Annotated in this window: 12 protein-coding genes; 6 read left to right on the top strand and 6 right to left on the bottom strand. The window is 54.7% G+C overall.

Translation table 11 applies throughout. The features are described from left to right. Positions 1–50: 50 nt before the first annotated feature. The 4 genes from djlA to IR195_RS19285 are packed head-to-tail and all read right to left on the bottom strand — an operon-like array spanning position 51 to position 3,983. Positions 51–812 (bottom strand): co-chaperone DjlA, encoded by a 762-nt coding sequence (gene djlA / locus IR195_RS19300; RefSeq protein WP_206048371.1) that lies wholly within the window; start codon positions 810–812, stop codon positions 51–53. A 29-nt stretch (positions 813–841) separates the two neighbouring features. Then, positions 842–2,767: a 1-deoxy-D-xylulose-5-phosphate synthase gene (dxs, locus tag IR195_RS19295; RefSeq protein ID WP_206048370.1), complete on the bottom strand. Its 1,926-nt coding sequence runs from the start codon at positions 2,765–2,767 to the stop codon at positions 842–844. A 29-nt stretch (positions 2,768–2,796) separates the two neighbouring features. Next, positions 2,797–3,693, bottom strand: a complete 897-nt coding sequence (gene ispA / locus IR195_RS19290; RefSeq protein ID WP_206048369.1) for a (2E,6E)-farnesyl diphosphate synthase — start codon at positions 3,691–3,693, stop codon at positions 2,797–2,799. Further along, positions 3,687–3,983, bottom strand: a complete 297-nt coding sequence (locus IR195_RS19285) for an exodeoxyribonuclease VII small subunit (protein ID WP_206048368.1) — start codon at positions 3,981–3,983, stop codon at positions 3,687–3,689. Before IR195_RS19285 ends, ispA begins: the two co-directional genes overlap by 7 nt. 282 nt (positions 3,984–4,265) lie before the next feature. On the opposite strand from IR195_RS19285, the gene serA reads away from it, so the two are divergent. After that, positions 4,266–5,510, top strand: a complete 1,245-nt coding sequence (gene serA, locus IR195_RS19280; protein ID WP_125752810.1) for a phosphoglycerate dehydrogenase — start codon at positions 4,266–4,268, stop codon at positions 5,508–5,510. Positions 5,511–5,583: 73 nt separating this feature from the next. On the opposite strand, the gene IR195_RS19275 is transcribed toward serA, so the two are convergent. Further along, a complete protein-coding gene (locus IR195_RS19275) occupies positions 5,584–6,273 on the bottom strand; it encodes a pirin family protein (RefSeq protein WP_206048367.1) in 690 nt (229 codons plus the stop codon). Positions 6,274–6,496: 223 nt separating this feature from the next. Between IR195_RS19275 and trhO the strand changes: the two genes are divergently transcribed. The 5 genes from trhO to ybiO all read left to right on the top strand — a co-directional run bounded on the left by trhO (position 6,497) and on the right by ybiO (position 12,395). Beyond that, the gene (gene trhO / locus IR195_RS19270; protein ID WP_206048366.1) at positions 6,497–7,456 is read left to right on the top strand and encodes an oxygen-dependent tRNA uridine(34) hydroxylase TrhO; all 960 of its coding nucleotides are present in this window, start codon (positions 6,497–6,499) and stop codon (positions 7,454–7,456) included. A gap of 106 nt (positions 7,457–7,562) precedes the next feature. After that, positions 7,563–8,369 carry an enoyl-CoA hydratase gene (locus IR195_RS19265; protein ID WP_206048365.1) on the top strand — a complete coding sequence of 269 codons (807 nt, stop codon included), beginning with the start codon at positions 7,563–7,565 and terminating at the stop codon, positions 8,367–8,369. Positions 8,370–8,486: 117 nt separating this feature from the next. Next, on the top strand, positions 8,487–9,308 hold the full coding sequence (locus tag IR195_RS19260) for an IclR family transcriptional regulator (protein WP_206048364.1): 822 nt from the start codon (positions 8,487–8,489) through the stop codon (positions 9,306–9,308). A 46-nt stretch (positions 9,309–9,354) separates the two neighbouring features. Continuing rightward, on the top strand, positions 9,355–9,786 hold the full coding sequence (locus IR195_RS19255; RefSeq protein ID WP_206048363.1) for a YqaA family protein: 432 nt from the start codon (positions 9,355–9,357) through the stop codon (positions 9,784–9,786). Between the two features lie 227 nt (positions 9,787–10,013). Continuing rightward, on the top strand, positions 10,014–12,395 hold the full coding sequence (ybiO, locus tag IR195_RS19250; RefSeq protein WP_206048362.1) for a mechanosensitive channel protein: 2,382 nt from the start codon (positions 10,014–10,016) through the stop codon (positions 12,393–12,395). A gap of 110 nt (positions 12,396–12,505) precedes the next feature. Here ybiO and IR195_RS19245 read toward each other — a convergent pair whose 3' ends face one another. After that, complete coding sequence (locus tag IR195_RS19245; protein WP_125752793.1) at positions 12,506–14,116, bottom strand: BCCT family transporter; 1,611 nt, start codon at positions 14,114–14,116, stop codon at positions 12,506–12,508. Positions 14,117–14,328 lie beyond the last annotated feature (212 nt).

Genomic DNA, 14,328 nt, shown 5'->3' with positions numbered 1-14,328 from the left:
AAGCAGCGCGGTGAGTTTTTACTCTAGCGAGTGCTTAGAAACCTGTCGAGCTACCGGTCTCGGGCGCTACGGATGCGTTCGTATGCGTTGCCAATTTCGCTGGTGCGCGCCTGGGCCACTTCACGCATGCTTTCAGGCAGCCCTTTGCCTGCGAGCTTATCGGGGTGGTTTTGGCTCATCAGGCGGCGGTACGCTTTTTTGATTTCGGCGTCGCTGGCATCTTCACTCACGCCCAGTACTTGATAGGCGTCTTTCAATGCCTCTTCGCTGGAGCCCTGCGAATTCGCGGCGGCACCGTGAAGCATGGCTTCGATTTGCTGCACTTCGGCGTCGCTACAGCCTACGCCGCGGGCCACGCGCAAAATCATCTCGTGCTCGGCAGGATGCAGCACGCCGTCGGCCGCAATGGCGGTTAACTGAACTTGCAAAAACACTTGGCGTAAAACCGGTTGGCGCTGGGTCAATCGGTTAACGTTCGCCAGCTCTGCATCGAGGTCAAAGCCGTCGGCGCGTCCGCGCTCGAAGGCCGCTCGCGCCTTGGCACGCTGTTCGCCCTGAAGGTGCATTTGGTCGAACAGTTTTTCGGCCACGCCCAGCTCGCCATCGGTGACTTTACCGTCGGCTTGGCACAAGCAACCCATTACCGAGAAGATCGACTCTAAAAAGCCTTCTTGGATTTGTGTGCGGGCAGCGTTTAAGCGGCGGCTAATGCGTCGCCCTAGCCACCAGCCCAGCCCACCACCGACCAGCAGGCCAATGGGGCCGCCGGCAGCAAGGCCAATCAGGCCAAACAAAATAATCAAAAATAGCATGGTGTTCTCAGCCGTTGAAAAGTGAAAAGTTACGGGAGACGAGCGCGAATAGCGCGCTCGATACCGTCGGCATCCAGACCGCAGTCACGTAGCAACTCTGCGGGGGTGCCGTGCTCAACAAAGGTGTCAGGTAGGCCTAAATTGAGCACCTCGATTTGTACCCCTTCCGCGTGCAGTAGCTCGTTCACAGCGCTGCCTGCACCACCGGCGATCACATTCTCTTCCAGAGTGACCAGCAGCTCATGTTCATCGGCAGCATGCAGCACGGTGTCCCGGTCCAGTGGCTTGATAGAGCGCATATTGATATGCGTTGCGTCGAGCTTTTCGGCAACCTCTGCGGCCGCGCCGTTGACGCTACCAAACGCCAGCAATGCAATGCGCACACCTTCAGCTCCAGCGTCGCGGCGTAGCTGTGCTTGGCCGATGGGCAGTGGCTCTAAGTGCTCAGGAATAGCTGCGCCAGGGCCTGTACCACGCGGGTAACGAACCGCTGCTGGGCCTGGGTGATGATAAGCGGCGCTAAGCATGGCGCGGCACTCTGCTTCATCAGCAGGGGCTAGAATCACTATGCCCGGAATGCAGCGTAAAAAAGACAAATCCATGCTGCCGTGGTGCGTTGGCCCGTCTTCACCTACAAGGCCTGCGCGGTCAATCGCAAAGGTTACGTCTAGATTCTGGACGGCAACATCGTGAATAAGTTGGTCGTAGCCACGCTGTAAGAACGTGGAATAGATCGCCACAACAGGCTTCATGCCCTCGCAGGCCATGCCCGCAGCGAGCGTCACGGCATGCTGTTCGGCGATCGCGACATCAAAATAGCGCTCGGGATACTGCTGGGAGAAGCGAATTAAATCCGAGCCTTCGCCCATCGCGGGGGTTATTCCCATCAGCCGTGAATCCGCGGCTGCCATATCGCACAGCCAGTCGCCGAACACGTTGCAGTACTTTTTCTTAGCCGGGGCCTTGGGCGCTGCCGTGGGCTTCACCAGTGGCGCATTGGCGGTGGCACTGGGCTTTTCTAGCTTAGTGATGGCGTGATAGCCAATCTGGTCCGCTTCGGCGGGCAGAAAACCTTTACCCTTGACGGTTTTGATATGCAGAAATTGAGGGCCGTCCAGGTCGCGCAGGTTACGCAACGTTTCGGTGAGCGCCTCAAGGTCGTGGCCATCGATCGGGCCGATGTAGTGAAAGCCCATTTCTTCAAATAGCGTAGCAGGGCTCACCATGCCCTTCATATGCTCTTCGGTGCGCTTGGCAAGTTCGAGTGCGCCCGGCAGATGGGAGAGCACTTTTTTGCCTTCTTCACGCATCTTCAGGAAAGGCTGACTAGACAGCACACGGGCTAGATAGGTCGCGATGCCGCCCACATTTTCCGAGATCGACATCTCATTATCGTTCAGCACCACTAGCATATTGGCGTTAACGTGGCCTGCATGGGCCAGTGCTTCAAACGCCATTCCCGCAGTGAGTGCGCCATCGCCAATAATGGCGCACACACGACGCGGGTCGTTTTGCGCCTGGGCGGCTAAGGCCATCCCCAGGGCGGCCGAGATCGACGTGCTAGAGTGGCCTACGCCAAAGGTGTCGTAATCGGACTCTGCGCGGCGGGGAAAGGCTGCTAGTCCGCCATGCTGGCGAATGCTGAGCATCGCTTCGCGTCGCCCAGTTAAAATTTTATGTGGGTAGGCTTGGTGGCCTACGTCCCACACCAAGCGGTCTTTGGGCGTATGAAAGGCGTGGTGTAGCGCTACGGTCAGTTCTACAACGCCCAGGCCTGCACCGAAGTGGCCGCCTGTCACACCCACGCTGTATAGCAAATAGGCACGTAGTTCGTCAGCCAACTGGGCAAGCTGCTTAGCATTCATGGCCCGCAGCGCAGCGGGATGATCAAAAGAGTCGAGCAGCGGCGTTGCTGGGCGCTCGCGGGGAATCTCGTCGAACAGCTTCATAGGCATGTTTTCATGGACAGGGTCATGGACATCGTTTAGTGGTCGCGCTCGATCATATAGTGGGCAAGATCGGCCAGTGGCGCGCCTTGCTCGCCAAGCGGGGCGAGGGCGGCAATGGCCTCTTCAATCAGCATATTTGCTTTGCGCTGTGCGCCGGAAAGTCCCAGTAAGCTGGGGTAGGTCGGCTTGGCACGTGCAGCATCAGCGCCAGAGATTTTACCTAGCGTGACGGTATCGCCCGTCACATCAAGGACATCATCATGAATCTGGAAGGCTAGACCAATGGCGCGGGCGAAGCGAATTAGCGCGGTCAGCCGGGGGTCGTTTTCATCCACCGCGACTAAGCCACCTAAGCGCACGGCGGCCACAATCAGCGCGCCGGTTTTGTGGGCATGCATATGCGCTAAGGCATCCACGTCCGGGTGGCCACCGACGGCGGCTAAGTCGAGCGCCTGACCTGCGACCATTCCGGCTCGGCCAGAGGCAACGGCCAGCGTGGTGACCATGCTGCCAAGCCGTGGATGGGGCTGGCTGGCAAGTACTTCAAAGGCCAGTGCTTGCAGCGCATCGCCGGCTAAAATCGCGGTAGCTTCATCGAACGCTTTATGCACCGTGGGTTGGCCGCGACGCAGGTCGTCATCGTCCATAGCTGGCAGATCGTCATGAATCAATGAGTACGCATGAATCAGCTCAATGGCTGCTGCAGGGGCATCCAGCGCGTCTTCCGGCGCTCCTAGCGCGCTACCTGCGAGGTAGACCAGCAGTGGCCGCAAACGTTTGCCTCCTACTAATAAACCGTGACGCATAGCGGCTTCAAGGCGTGGCGCGACGGCTGTTTGGGAGTCAAACAAAGCTGAAAGGGTGGCATCCACCCGTGTGTTACTCGCATGGCGCAGCGTCGCCAGTTGAGAAGCATTAGCTGTTGTTACCATGGCGGCGTTTCCTCGCTGTCGTTGCCGTGATCTGTGGCATTGTCCGTTTCTGGAACCGTCGCGAAAGAGGTAATGTCAAGCTTACCATCGCGGTCTTCACTTAGTGCGCGAACTTTTAGTTCGGCGTTGTCGAGCCGCTGCTGGGCTTCACGCGTGAGTCGCACGCCTTGCTCAAACGCGGTCAGAGCGTTCTCCAATGAGAGTTCGCCGGATTCAAGGCGTTCCACAATGGTTTCAAGCTGCGAAACCGTTGCGGCGAAATCTTGCGCTGGTGGAGTATTATCGCTCATTGGGTAAGGCCTACTATTTTGCTGGCGCCCTGACGCTGATTAGGGCGGCGAATGTGGCTATAGCCGTGTTATCAAAAAATAAACGCCCAGTATACACCGAGCTAAGGGGGTGGCGTCTGCCCTCATACTGGGTCAATTCTGCTACTTGCGTCTGGTTCATCTTGTAAACGCACACTTTTCATCATCTCAAGACGCCGAGAGCGGCTGTGGTTGTGCTACTATATGCGCCTCCCGTGAACCGATACACGGCGCATGCCGCCGACCATAGAGGTTGATTCAGCCATGGCCAAAACGTCCCTGGACAAGAGCAAGATCAAGATCCTGCTGCTCGAGGGCGTCCACCAAAGCGCGGTGGACAATTTTCACAACGCAGGTTATGAGAACATCGAGCACCTGCCGACATCGCTAGATGAGGCGTCGCTGATCGAAAAGATTCGCGATGTGCACTTCATCGGCATTCGTTCGCGTACGCAGCTCAATGAGCGCGTATTTGACGCGGCAGAAAAGCTGGTGGGCGTTGGCTGTTTCTGTATCGGCACGAACCAAGTTGATTTAACGGCAGCCCTTAAGCGCGGTATCGCGGTATTTAACGCGCCATACTCGAATACCCGCTCGGTTGCAGAACTGGTACTGGCGGAAGCCATCATGCTGCTACGTGGTATCCCCGAGAAGAATGCTCGCGCCCACCAGGGTGGCTGGCTGAAATCGGCGAAAAACTCCCACGAAGCGCGGGGCAAAACCCTGGGTATCGTTGGTTACGGTAGCATCGGTGCGCAGCTTTCCGTGCTGGCAGAATCGCTTGGTTTCAACGTTATCTATTACGATGTGATCACCAAGCTAGGCATGGGTAACGCGAATCAGGTAGCGAGTCTGGAGCAACTGTTAGCACGCTCTGACGTGGTCAGCCTGCACGTTCCTGACTTGCCTGCTACGCGCTGGATGATTGGCGAGAAAGAGATCGCAACCATGAAGCAGGGCGCCATTCTGATTAACGCAGCTCGTGGTAGCGTTGTTGAGATTGAGCCTCTGGCCGAGGCGATTAAAGCGGGCAAGCTTAACGGTGCCGCCATTGACGTCTTCCCGGTAGAACCGAAGGGCAACGATGAAGAGTTCCAAAGCCCGTTGCGCGGCCTGGATAACGTGATTTTAACCCCTCATATCGGTGGTTCTACCCTGGAAGCTCAGGAGAATATCGGTATTGAAGTGGCTGAAAAGCTGATTACTTATTCGGATAATGGCACCACGGTTACCTCTGTTAACTTCCCCGAAGTAGCGCTGCCCGCTCACCCGGATAAGCATCGTCTGTTGCATATTCATGACAACGTGCCGGGCGTGTTATCGCAAATTAACCGCGTACTGTCTGAGAACGGCATCAACATTTCAGGCCAGTACCTGCAAACCAATGACAAAGTCGGCTACGTGGTCATTGATGTCGATAAAGCCTACGGCCCACAGGCCCTAGAAGCACTGAAGAAAGTTGAGCATACGCTGAAAATTCGCGTGCTGTACTCGGCGCATAACGGTTAACCACTGCTGTCAGCGTGATCATCTAAAACGGCCCCTGCTTGGGGCCGTTTTGCGTTTCAGGGCTGAGATTGCGCTAGGCTAGGTCAAACAACAGCACTTCGGCTGCTTGTCCGCCGGTTACGCTAAACGTCTCACCCGGTTGAAAGGCGGCGGCATCTCCAGAACCAAGGGCTTCGCCGTTAACCTCAATCGTGCCTTTTACCACATGCAGCCAGGCATAGCGTGACGGTGGGGCAGCCGCTTGGTCGCCAGCGTCGAATAAGCCAGCGTAAAGATTTACGTCTTGGTTAACGCTCACCGAGCCTTCGCGACCATCTTGAGAAGCGACTAAGCGCCACTGTCCCTGGCGTTCAGCGGTTGGAAAGGCTTTCTGCTCATAACTAGGGGCAATGCCGCGTTTGGCAGGCTCAATCCAAATCTGCAGGAAATGCAGCCCGTTCTCGTTAGAATGATTAAATTCGCTGTGCAATACGCCAGTACCTGCGGACATACGCTGTACATCACCTGGGCGCATGACTTCCCCGTTACCCATATTATCGCGATGCTCCATTTCCCCTTCCAGCACATAGGAGATGATCTCCATATCCTGGTGAGGGTGGGCGCCAAAGCCATTGCCTGGGGCTACCCGATCTTCATTAATTACCCGCAGCGCGCGAAACCCCATATGGTTAGGGTCCATATAGTTGGCGAACGAAAAGGTGTGAAAAGAACGCAACCAGCCGTGGTCGGCATAGCCTCGCTGGTTAGAACGACGGATGTGCATGGTGTTCTCCGAAAGCGTTGTAAGGAATAACGCCAATATACGCTCGCTCGGCTGGCGCGTGGGGTGAAGCTTTTGAGAGGGTTAGATCGAATAAATCGACGATTGATCTACGCCCCCCTAGTCATCGTCAGGCAGAGCAGCACTTTGCCGGAATTATTTGCTAAACTATGCGCGTTTATTGACCCGGTCCGCCCTTTGCGAGGGCGACTACCAGGAGTATTCCATGACGGAAACCACCCAAATGCCGCCCATTGTGGTTGCGGCACTGTATAAGTTTGTCACTCTGAACGACTTTGAAGCCCTGCGTGAGCCACTGCGTCAGACAATGGTCGAGAACAGCGTTAAAGGCACGCTGCTGTTGGCGAAAGAAGGCATTAACGGCACCGTGGCGGGTACTCGCGAAGGCATTGATGCCTTGCTGGCTTGGCTGACCGCTGATCCTCGCTTAAGCGATATCGATCATAAAGAGTCCTACTGCGACGAAACGCCGTTTTACCGTACTAAGGTGAAACTGAAAAAAGAGATCGTCACCTTGGGCGTGCCGGGTATTGATCCCAACGATACCGTTGGAACCTACGTGGAGCCGGAAGATTGGAATGCCGTGATTTCCGATCCGGACGTGTTGGTGATTGATACCCGCAATGATTACGAAGTGGCGATTGGTAGCTTTGAGCGGGCGATTGACCCGAAAACGACCACCTTTCGTGAGTTTCCTGAGTATGTGCGTGAGCACTACAACCCAGAAAAGCACAAGAAAGTCGCGATGTTTTGTACCGGCGGTATCCGCTGTGAAAAGGCCTCTAGCTTTATGCTAAAAGAGGGCTTTGAAGAGGTCTATCATCTTAAAGGCGGTGTACTGAACTACCTCGAAAAGGTCCCGGAAGAGCAGTCTTTATGGCGTGGTGAGTGTTTTGTGTTTGATAACCGCGTCACCGTGCGCCACGACCTTAGCGAAGGCGAACATGAGCAGTGCCACGCTTGCCGTATGCCTATTTCGCTTGAGGATATGCAGTCGTCAGCTTACGAGCCGGGCATCAGTTGCCCTCACTGCATCGACTCACTCCCCGAAAAAACCCGTGCTGCCGCCCGAGAGCGCCAACGCCAAATCGAGCTGGCAAAGGCGCGCGGTGAACCCCACCCCCTAGGCTATAACCAGCGCCAGGGCAAGCTCGCAAATACATAACCCACGAGGCCTCCTGCTCTTCAGGAGGCCTCTTTGGTCGTATCTCGCCAACATTAGCCTTTGTACGCGCTAGACTGAGCAACACTCGACTGTCTAGGAGCTTTCTATGTCTGCCTCTTCAGATGCGCCACTGGCGTCTTTAGATCTGCTGCAACGTAATGACTATCAAGGGGTTACGACCCTTACTCTAAACCAGCCTGAACGCTTTAATGCGTTGTCTGAGGACATGTTGACGGCGTTGCAAGATGCGCTTGATGACATTGCTCAGGACGAGCAGGTGCGCTGCGTGGTGTTGGCTGCGAACGGCAAGGCATTTTGCGCAGGGCATGACTTAAAGCAGATGCGTGCGAATCCTGATAAAGCCTACTACCAAGCACTGTTTGCTCGTTGCGGCGCGGTGATGCAGAGCATCGTTAACTTACCTGTCCCTGTGATTGCTAAAGTTCAGGGCATTGCGACGGCCGCTGGCTGCCAGCTCGTCGCTAGCTGTGATTTGGCGGTGGCCGCTAGCAATGCCCGATTTGCCGTGTCAGGAATCAATGTGGGGCTGTTCTGTTCGACACCTGCAGTAGCACTGTCGCGTAATGTGGCGCGAAAGCGAGCGATGGAAATGCTGCTGACCGGCGAGTTCATCAGCGCCTCCCAGGCCGCGGACTGGGGGCTTATCAACCGGGTTGCCGAAGAGAGCGAGCTGGATAGTGCCGTGGGCGAACTCACTGCGAGCATCTGCGCCAAGAGCGCAGTGGCGGTGCGCACTGGCAAAGCCATGTTCGCACGGCAGCTAGCGATGCCGTTAGAGGAAGCCTATGCGTTTGCTGGCGAAACCATGGCGTGCAACATGTTGGCAGACGATGCAGCTGAGGGGATTGATGCCTTCATTGCCAAGCGCCCACCTCAGTGGCGCCATCGCTAGCAACTCTTGAAATATCATTGGTGGAATTTGTTTCCGTAAACGCGACAGCGGGCCCGCTGGCGCGTTATCCTCCCTCACTTTATGCCTTCAGGAGAGGCGCTTTCAGGAGAAAGTAGGGTGAGTGAAGTAAAGCGTAGGTCAGTCGGACGTCCGGCGGGGGCCACCAAGGCGAGCGGTGGGCACAGCCAATCATTAGTACGTGGCCTCACGCTGTTAGAGCATTTGTCGGCAAGTCCATTAGGGTTGGCTTTATCGGAGTTGGCGGAAATGGCGGATCTTGCGCCATCCACCACTCATCGATTGCTGCAAGCGCTACAAAGTCAGGGGTTCGTGACGCAAGAGAGTGAGCAGGGACTTTGGCGCATTGATGTTAAAACCTTCCGCATTGGTAATAGCTTTTTAGAAGCACGTGATGTCGTCGCGCAAAGTCGGCCCTTTTTACGCCGTTTAACCGCAGAAACGGGGGAAACGGCGAATTTGGGGATTCGCGATGGTGCGACGGCGGTATTTCTTGCCCAGCATGAGTCGCCGCAGATGATGCGGATGATTACTCGCCTAGGCTCGCGAGCGCCGCTGCATGCTTCTGGGGTGGGCAAAGCTCTACTGGCTTGGATGAGCGAAGACGAGCGTGCTGCGTTGCTGAAAGGTTACGACCTTGCGCGAGTGACTGAAAATACTTTGCATCAATCCGATGAGCTGTTGATCGAAATGGCGACTATTCGTGCTCAGGGGTTTGCCTGCGACCGTGAAGAGCATGCCGTGGGGTTACACTGCGTGGCCGCCTGTATTCACGATGAGCACGGCACGCCGCTGGCAGCCATTTCAGTCTCTGGACCCATGGCGCGTATTCCTGAAGAGCGCCTATTGGCACTAGGTGCGTTAGTGCGCACCATCGCCGACGAAATCACCCTTCAACTGGGTGGCCAACTTCCGCGATGAGCGGTGCCTTGCGCCCTTGCAGTAACTGACAAAGACGGCACTCATTATGTTTAGCCTCTTCTGGGTGGCGCTGGCTAGCGCCACCTTACTGCCTGGCGGCTCAGAAGTATGGCTGGCACGGTTGTGGTGCCTAGGCGAGCCCGCCTTTGGGCTCTGGCTCGTCGCAACCGCTGGCAACACCCTGGGCAGTATGATCAATGTGGCGCTGGGACGTTATGCTCGCCAGTTTCAACATCGCCGCTGGTTCCCCGCGTCGCCCACTGGATTAGCACGTGCAGAGCGTTGGTATAAACGTTTTGGTGAAGTGAGCTTGCTGCTTTCGTGGGCGCCCGTGCTGGGTGATCCCCTCACCGTACTCGCAGGCATCTTCAAACTACCCTGGTGGCGTGCACTGTTTTGGATTGTGGTGGCCAAAGGGGCGCGCTATGCACTGCTGTTGGCGCTAGCCCACCACTGGCTGGCACCGCTGTGCGGATAAATCTAGAGATGATGCTAATTGCCGTAGCGTTGACATAACGAATATTGACGCGGCGAGTGGCGAGCCAGGCTCTTTTTCTCATGTTACCCTGTTTATCAGTTATACAAATCTTGCACTCGCCTAGAGTGCAATATGAATAGCGTGCACTATGATGTGCATGGAACGATGTGCATAAACGAGTTAGCAATGACATTGAGTAAAAGATTCACCCAAAGGGAGGTTTAGGTGTGACGCCATTACGTTTATTCCCCTGGCTAGGCGTCTGGTTATTGATGCTATTCGCCTTGTTAACAACGCCTGCACTCGCACAAACCACGATGAGTGCGGGAAGCGAAGACACCGCTAACGCAGAGCAGCAGCCCTCGTATTCGGCTCTTGCCGACCTGCTGGAGGATGAGCAGGCGCGCCAAGAACTGATTGAGCTGTTGCGCAATCAAGCGTCAGCGTTACCCAATGAACTGGCCAGCGAGTTATCGCCGGAAGCTGCCGCCCAAGGGAGTGAGCTTGCCCCTGAAGATGTATCACTGCCCCGTCAGCTGGCAGAGCTAACCAGTCGTGTGGTTGGCGATGTCGGCGGGCAGATCGAACAGGCCGTGGCCGTGGTAGGCGACCTGTTTACTGGCCAAGGCGCTAGCTCGTTCGACATGGCCGCGTTTGTTAGTGCGGCGATTAATCTAGGCGCCGTGATTGTTGCGACATTCGCGATATTTTTACTTTTCCGCCGTTTGGTTAAACCGCTATTTACTAAAATCAGCGGTTGGTCTCAGCAGGGCAGTGGCTTAACACCTGTGCTGCGTTTGGTGTTATGTGTGGCCATTGCGGCCGTCGTAGATGTGTTGCTGGTGGCGTTTGCCTATGTTGGCGGCAACTTGATTGCGACGTTTGCGGTGGGTGAAACCGGCGAACTCTCTACTCGTGCTTCGTTATTCCTAAACGCTTTCTTGGTGATTGAACTGCTGAAAGCGGCTATGCGTATGCTGTTCTCTTCACGCTATGAAGGGCTGCGCCTATTGCCTATTTCTGCGCAAGAAGCTTCCTACTGGAATCGCTGGTTAGCACGTTTAATTGGCATGGTTGGTTATGGCTTGATGGTGGTCGTGCCGCTGGTCAATTTCTATATTGCGGCAACCCTAGGCCAAGCCGTAGGCACCTTTATTATGTTGCTGGCCTTCATCTACGCGGTTGGCGTTGTGCTTAAAAACCGTGTGCGCCTGCGTGATAACCTTAACCAGATGGCAGCGCGAGCGACGATGACCGCCAGCCGTGTGTCGCTGAGCTTGTTTGCTCGGACTTGGCACTTGTTTGCGTTGCTCTACTTCCTAATGGTGTTTGTGCTTACCTTGTTACGTCCAGGGGATGCATTACCGTTTGTGCTGTTTGCCACCTTGAAAACATTGGCAGCCGTAGTTATCGGGCTTTTGTGCTCGGCGTTCCTTACTCAGACGATTGGCCGTCGTATTCGGCTATCCGATGATCTGCGCCGTAAACTGCCGATGCTGGAAGTGCGCTTAAATAGCTATGTGCCCAATGCCCTACGTGTGCTGCGCACCGTGATATTAGTAGCGGTCGTTATGGTCGTCTTGGATGCCTGGGGAGTGTTTAACTTAGCGGCATGGTACGCCTCCGATCGTGGCGCAAACCTTGTCGGGAAACTTACCAGCGTCACCATAATCTTGGTCGTTGCGTTCGCTGTGTGGCTGGGGTTAGCGAGTTTGATCGAGCATAAGCTCAACCCCGAAACGGGACATGGCGAACCTTCTGCGCGCGCTAAAACACTGCTGAGCCTGTTCCGGAATGCCTTAGTGATTGCCATGGTGACAATTACCGGCATGATCGTGTTGTCGGAAATAGGCATTAATATCGGGCCGCTTATCGCTGGTGCTGGTGTGCTAGGTTTAGCGATTGGTTTTGGTGCTCAAAAACTGGTTCAGGACGTTATTACCGGTATCTTCATTCAGGTAGAAAATGCCATGAATACCGGTGATGTGGTGACGGTAGGCGGTATCACTGGTACTGCCGAGCGATTGAGTATTCGTTCGGTAGGCATACGCGATTTGTCAGGTACTTATCATATCGTGCCGTTCTCCAGCGTTGATACTGTGTCGAACTATATGCGCGAGTACGGTAACCACGTCGGTGAGTACGGTATCGGCTATAACGAAAGCATTGATGAAGCAATTGAGCAGCTGCAGTTGGCGTTCGAAGACCTGAAAGCAAGCGAAGAGCATAGCCATAAACTGCTGGCTGACCTGACCGTTGCAGGCGTTACGGCGTTGGCCGACAGCTCTGTCAATATTCGTGTGGTGATCAAAACGACACCGGGCGACCAGTGGGGTGTTGGACGTGCCTATAACCGTTTAGTGAAGTTGCGCTTTGATGCAGCAGGTATCGAGATTCCATTCCCGCATACCACGCTCTATTTTGGCGAAACGAAAGGCGGCAAAACACCACCCGCCAATGTGCGCGTGTTGGACTCCACCGCTGAACGTAAACAGGTAGAAACATCGCCAATCCATCAGGAAAGCGAACAGCCACCGGATCAGTCAATTCAGGACACCGATGAGTCGGATCACCTAAAACCTGATCATGGTGATGTAGACAGTGTGTAATAGAGTGCCGGTTATTGACACGGCTAACTAAACAACAGTGCCGCCCAAAAGGGCGGCACTGTTGTTGAAACATCCGTTGTAATTCATGTTCGTCAGAATATTAGAACCCTTTATAGGTTATCCAGTTCGGGCGCTTCTTTGGGGCGCACGATTTTGATCTTCTCCTTCATCAGCGCCTTCATGAGTGCAAACACCATCGCGAATACCATAATGAAGATAGGCAGGCCGATGACGGTAATCACTTGCTGTAGCGCTACTAGCCCCGCATCCCCTGCGAGTACGATCAGCATGGCTGCAACGGCACCTTCCGAGACGCCCCAGAATACCCGCTGATGAATTGGGCCGGGGTCCGTATCACCGGTGCATAGTAAGTCGATGACCAGCGAAGCGGAGTCCGATGAAGTAGCAAAGAAAATCGCCACGATAACGACGGCAAGTCCTTGAATCAGTGTAGCAGCGGGGAAATTCTCAAAGAATGCAAACATTGCTAAGGGCACGCTCTCCATGACAGCGGCTGTCATCATGCCGGCTTGGTCGCCTAGCTGTGCGCGTGCAGCCTCACCGATGCCGTCTATCTCCATGGCCGACCAGCCAAAAATAGCAAACCACACCAGCGTAAACAGCGAAGGCGCAAACAGCACACCAAGGACAAACTCACGAATAGTGCGACCCCTGGAGATGCGTGCGACAAACAAGCCGATAAAGGGAGACCACGTCACTGTCCAGGCCCAGTAAAAGACCGTCCAGTTACCCTGCCAGCCCCAACTGCCTTCTTCACGAGTGTATTGCGCTAGCGTGTCGTTCCAGAACGACAAAGGCACGATATTGGAAATATAAATGCCGAGGGTTTCGATAATGCCGCGTAGCAGAAAGACGGTTGAACCGGTAAACAAGACAAACAGCATTAACCCTACGGCCATGCCGATGTTGACGTTGGAAAGCAGCTTCACGCCTTTATCTAGCCCACCTGCAATGGAGGCTACGGCGACTGCCGTTAACATAATGATGATAATGACTTTAGTGGTCACGCTATCAGCAATGCCAAAAAGTTCGCTTAGCCCTGCATTAATTTGCGAGGTGCCTAGCCCGATAGAGACGGCCACCCCAAATAGCGTTCCGAGTACCGCAAAAATATCGATTGTTTTACCAATTGGGCCGTAGATACGCTCCTTGAGCAGCGGATAGAACACTGAGCTGACGCGTACAGGGAGGTCGTAGCGGTAAATAAAGTAGGCAAAGGCTAGTCCTGGCAGAGTGAAAATAGTCCAGGTATGCAAGCCCAAGTGGTAAAGCGAAAAGCCCATCGCTTCACGGGCAGCTTCTACTGTATGTGGCTCAATATCGCCGTGGGGAGGGTTGGAAAAGTGGAAAATAGGCTCGGCGACTCCCCAGAACATTAATACCGTGCCGATACCGCCAGCAAATAGCATCGTGAACCAGGAAATATTGCCGTACTCCGGGCGATCGTCTTCGCTGCCCAAGCGAATATTGCCGTAGCGGCTGAGTGCTATCCACAGTAGGAAAACCAGCCAGAAACTAACCCCAAAGATAAAGAACCAGCCAAGATTGGTAACCACCCAGCTGCGGCCGGTGGCGAAAATGCTTCCTATCGTTTCAGGGGCAATGATTAATGCCACTAGGAACAGCAACATCAATCCTGCAGAGACAAAGAAAATAGTTGGGTCCGTGCGCAGCCCCAGTCGTTGCGCGAGTTTTTCCATGAGAATTTCCTTTTTATTGTTGGAATAGTCGCCTAGATGGGTTGCATGCCAGCTGAAATAAGGCGACTTTCACGAGTCTACAGACAACTATTCTGTCCATGGAAGGTGGGAAATGTGACCTTTAATTAAATCGTCAAGGGCTTAACGTAGCATCAACGAAAACTGCCGAATGCACTTAATTAGCATCGGCAGCGTATGGCATAAAAGGACGT

This window comes from Vreelandella venusta (genome assembly GCF_015689495.1).
Lineage (GTDB): Bacteria > Pseudomonadota > Gammaproteobacteria > Pseudomonadales > Halomonadaceae > Vreelandella > Vreelandella venusta.
This window is presented reverse-complemented; position numbering and strand designations above follow the sequence as displayed.

Bases quoted from the DNA above. Each gene is read 5' to 3' on its own strand.
- serA (WP_125752810.1), top strand. From the start codon at position 4,266: ATGGCCAAAACGTCCCTGGACAAGAGCAAGATCAAGATCCTGCTGCTC.
- IR195_RS19285 (WP_206048368.1), bottom strand. From the start codon at position 3,983: ATGAGCGATAATACTCCACCAGCGCAAGATTTCGCCGCAACGGTTTCG.
- djlA (WP_206048371.1), bottom strand. From the start codon at position 812: ATGCTATTTTTGATTATTTTGTTTGGCCTGATTGGCCTTGCTGCCGGC.
- IR195_RS19265 (WP_206048365.1), top strand. From the start codon at position 7,563: ATGTCTGCCTCTTCAGATGCGCCACTGGCGTCTTTAGATCTGCTGCAA.
- ispA (WP_206048369.1), bottom strand. From the start codon at position 3,693: ATGGTAACAACAGCTAATGCTTCTCAACTGGCGACGCTGCGCCATGCG.
- IR195_RS19245 (WP_125752793.1), bottom strand. From the start codon at position 14,116: ATGGAAAAACTCGCGCAACGACTGGGGCTGCGCACGGACCCAACTATT.
- trhO (WP_206048366.1), top strand. From the start codon at position 6,497: ATGACGGAAACCACCCAAATGCCGCCCATTGTGGTTGCGGCACTGTAT.
- IR195_RS19255 (WP_206048363.1), top strand. From the start codon at position 9,355: ATGTTTAGCCTCTTCTGGGTGGCGCTGGCTAGCGCCACCTTACTGCCT.
- dxs (WP_206048370.1), bottom strand. From the start codon at position 2,767: ATGCCTATGAAGCTGTTCGACGAGATTCCCCGCGAGCGCCCAGCAACG.
- IR195_RS19275 (WP_206048367.1), bottom strand. From the start codon at position 6,273: ATGCACATCCGTCGTTCTAACCAGCGAGGCTATGCCGACCACGGCTGG.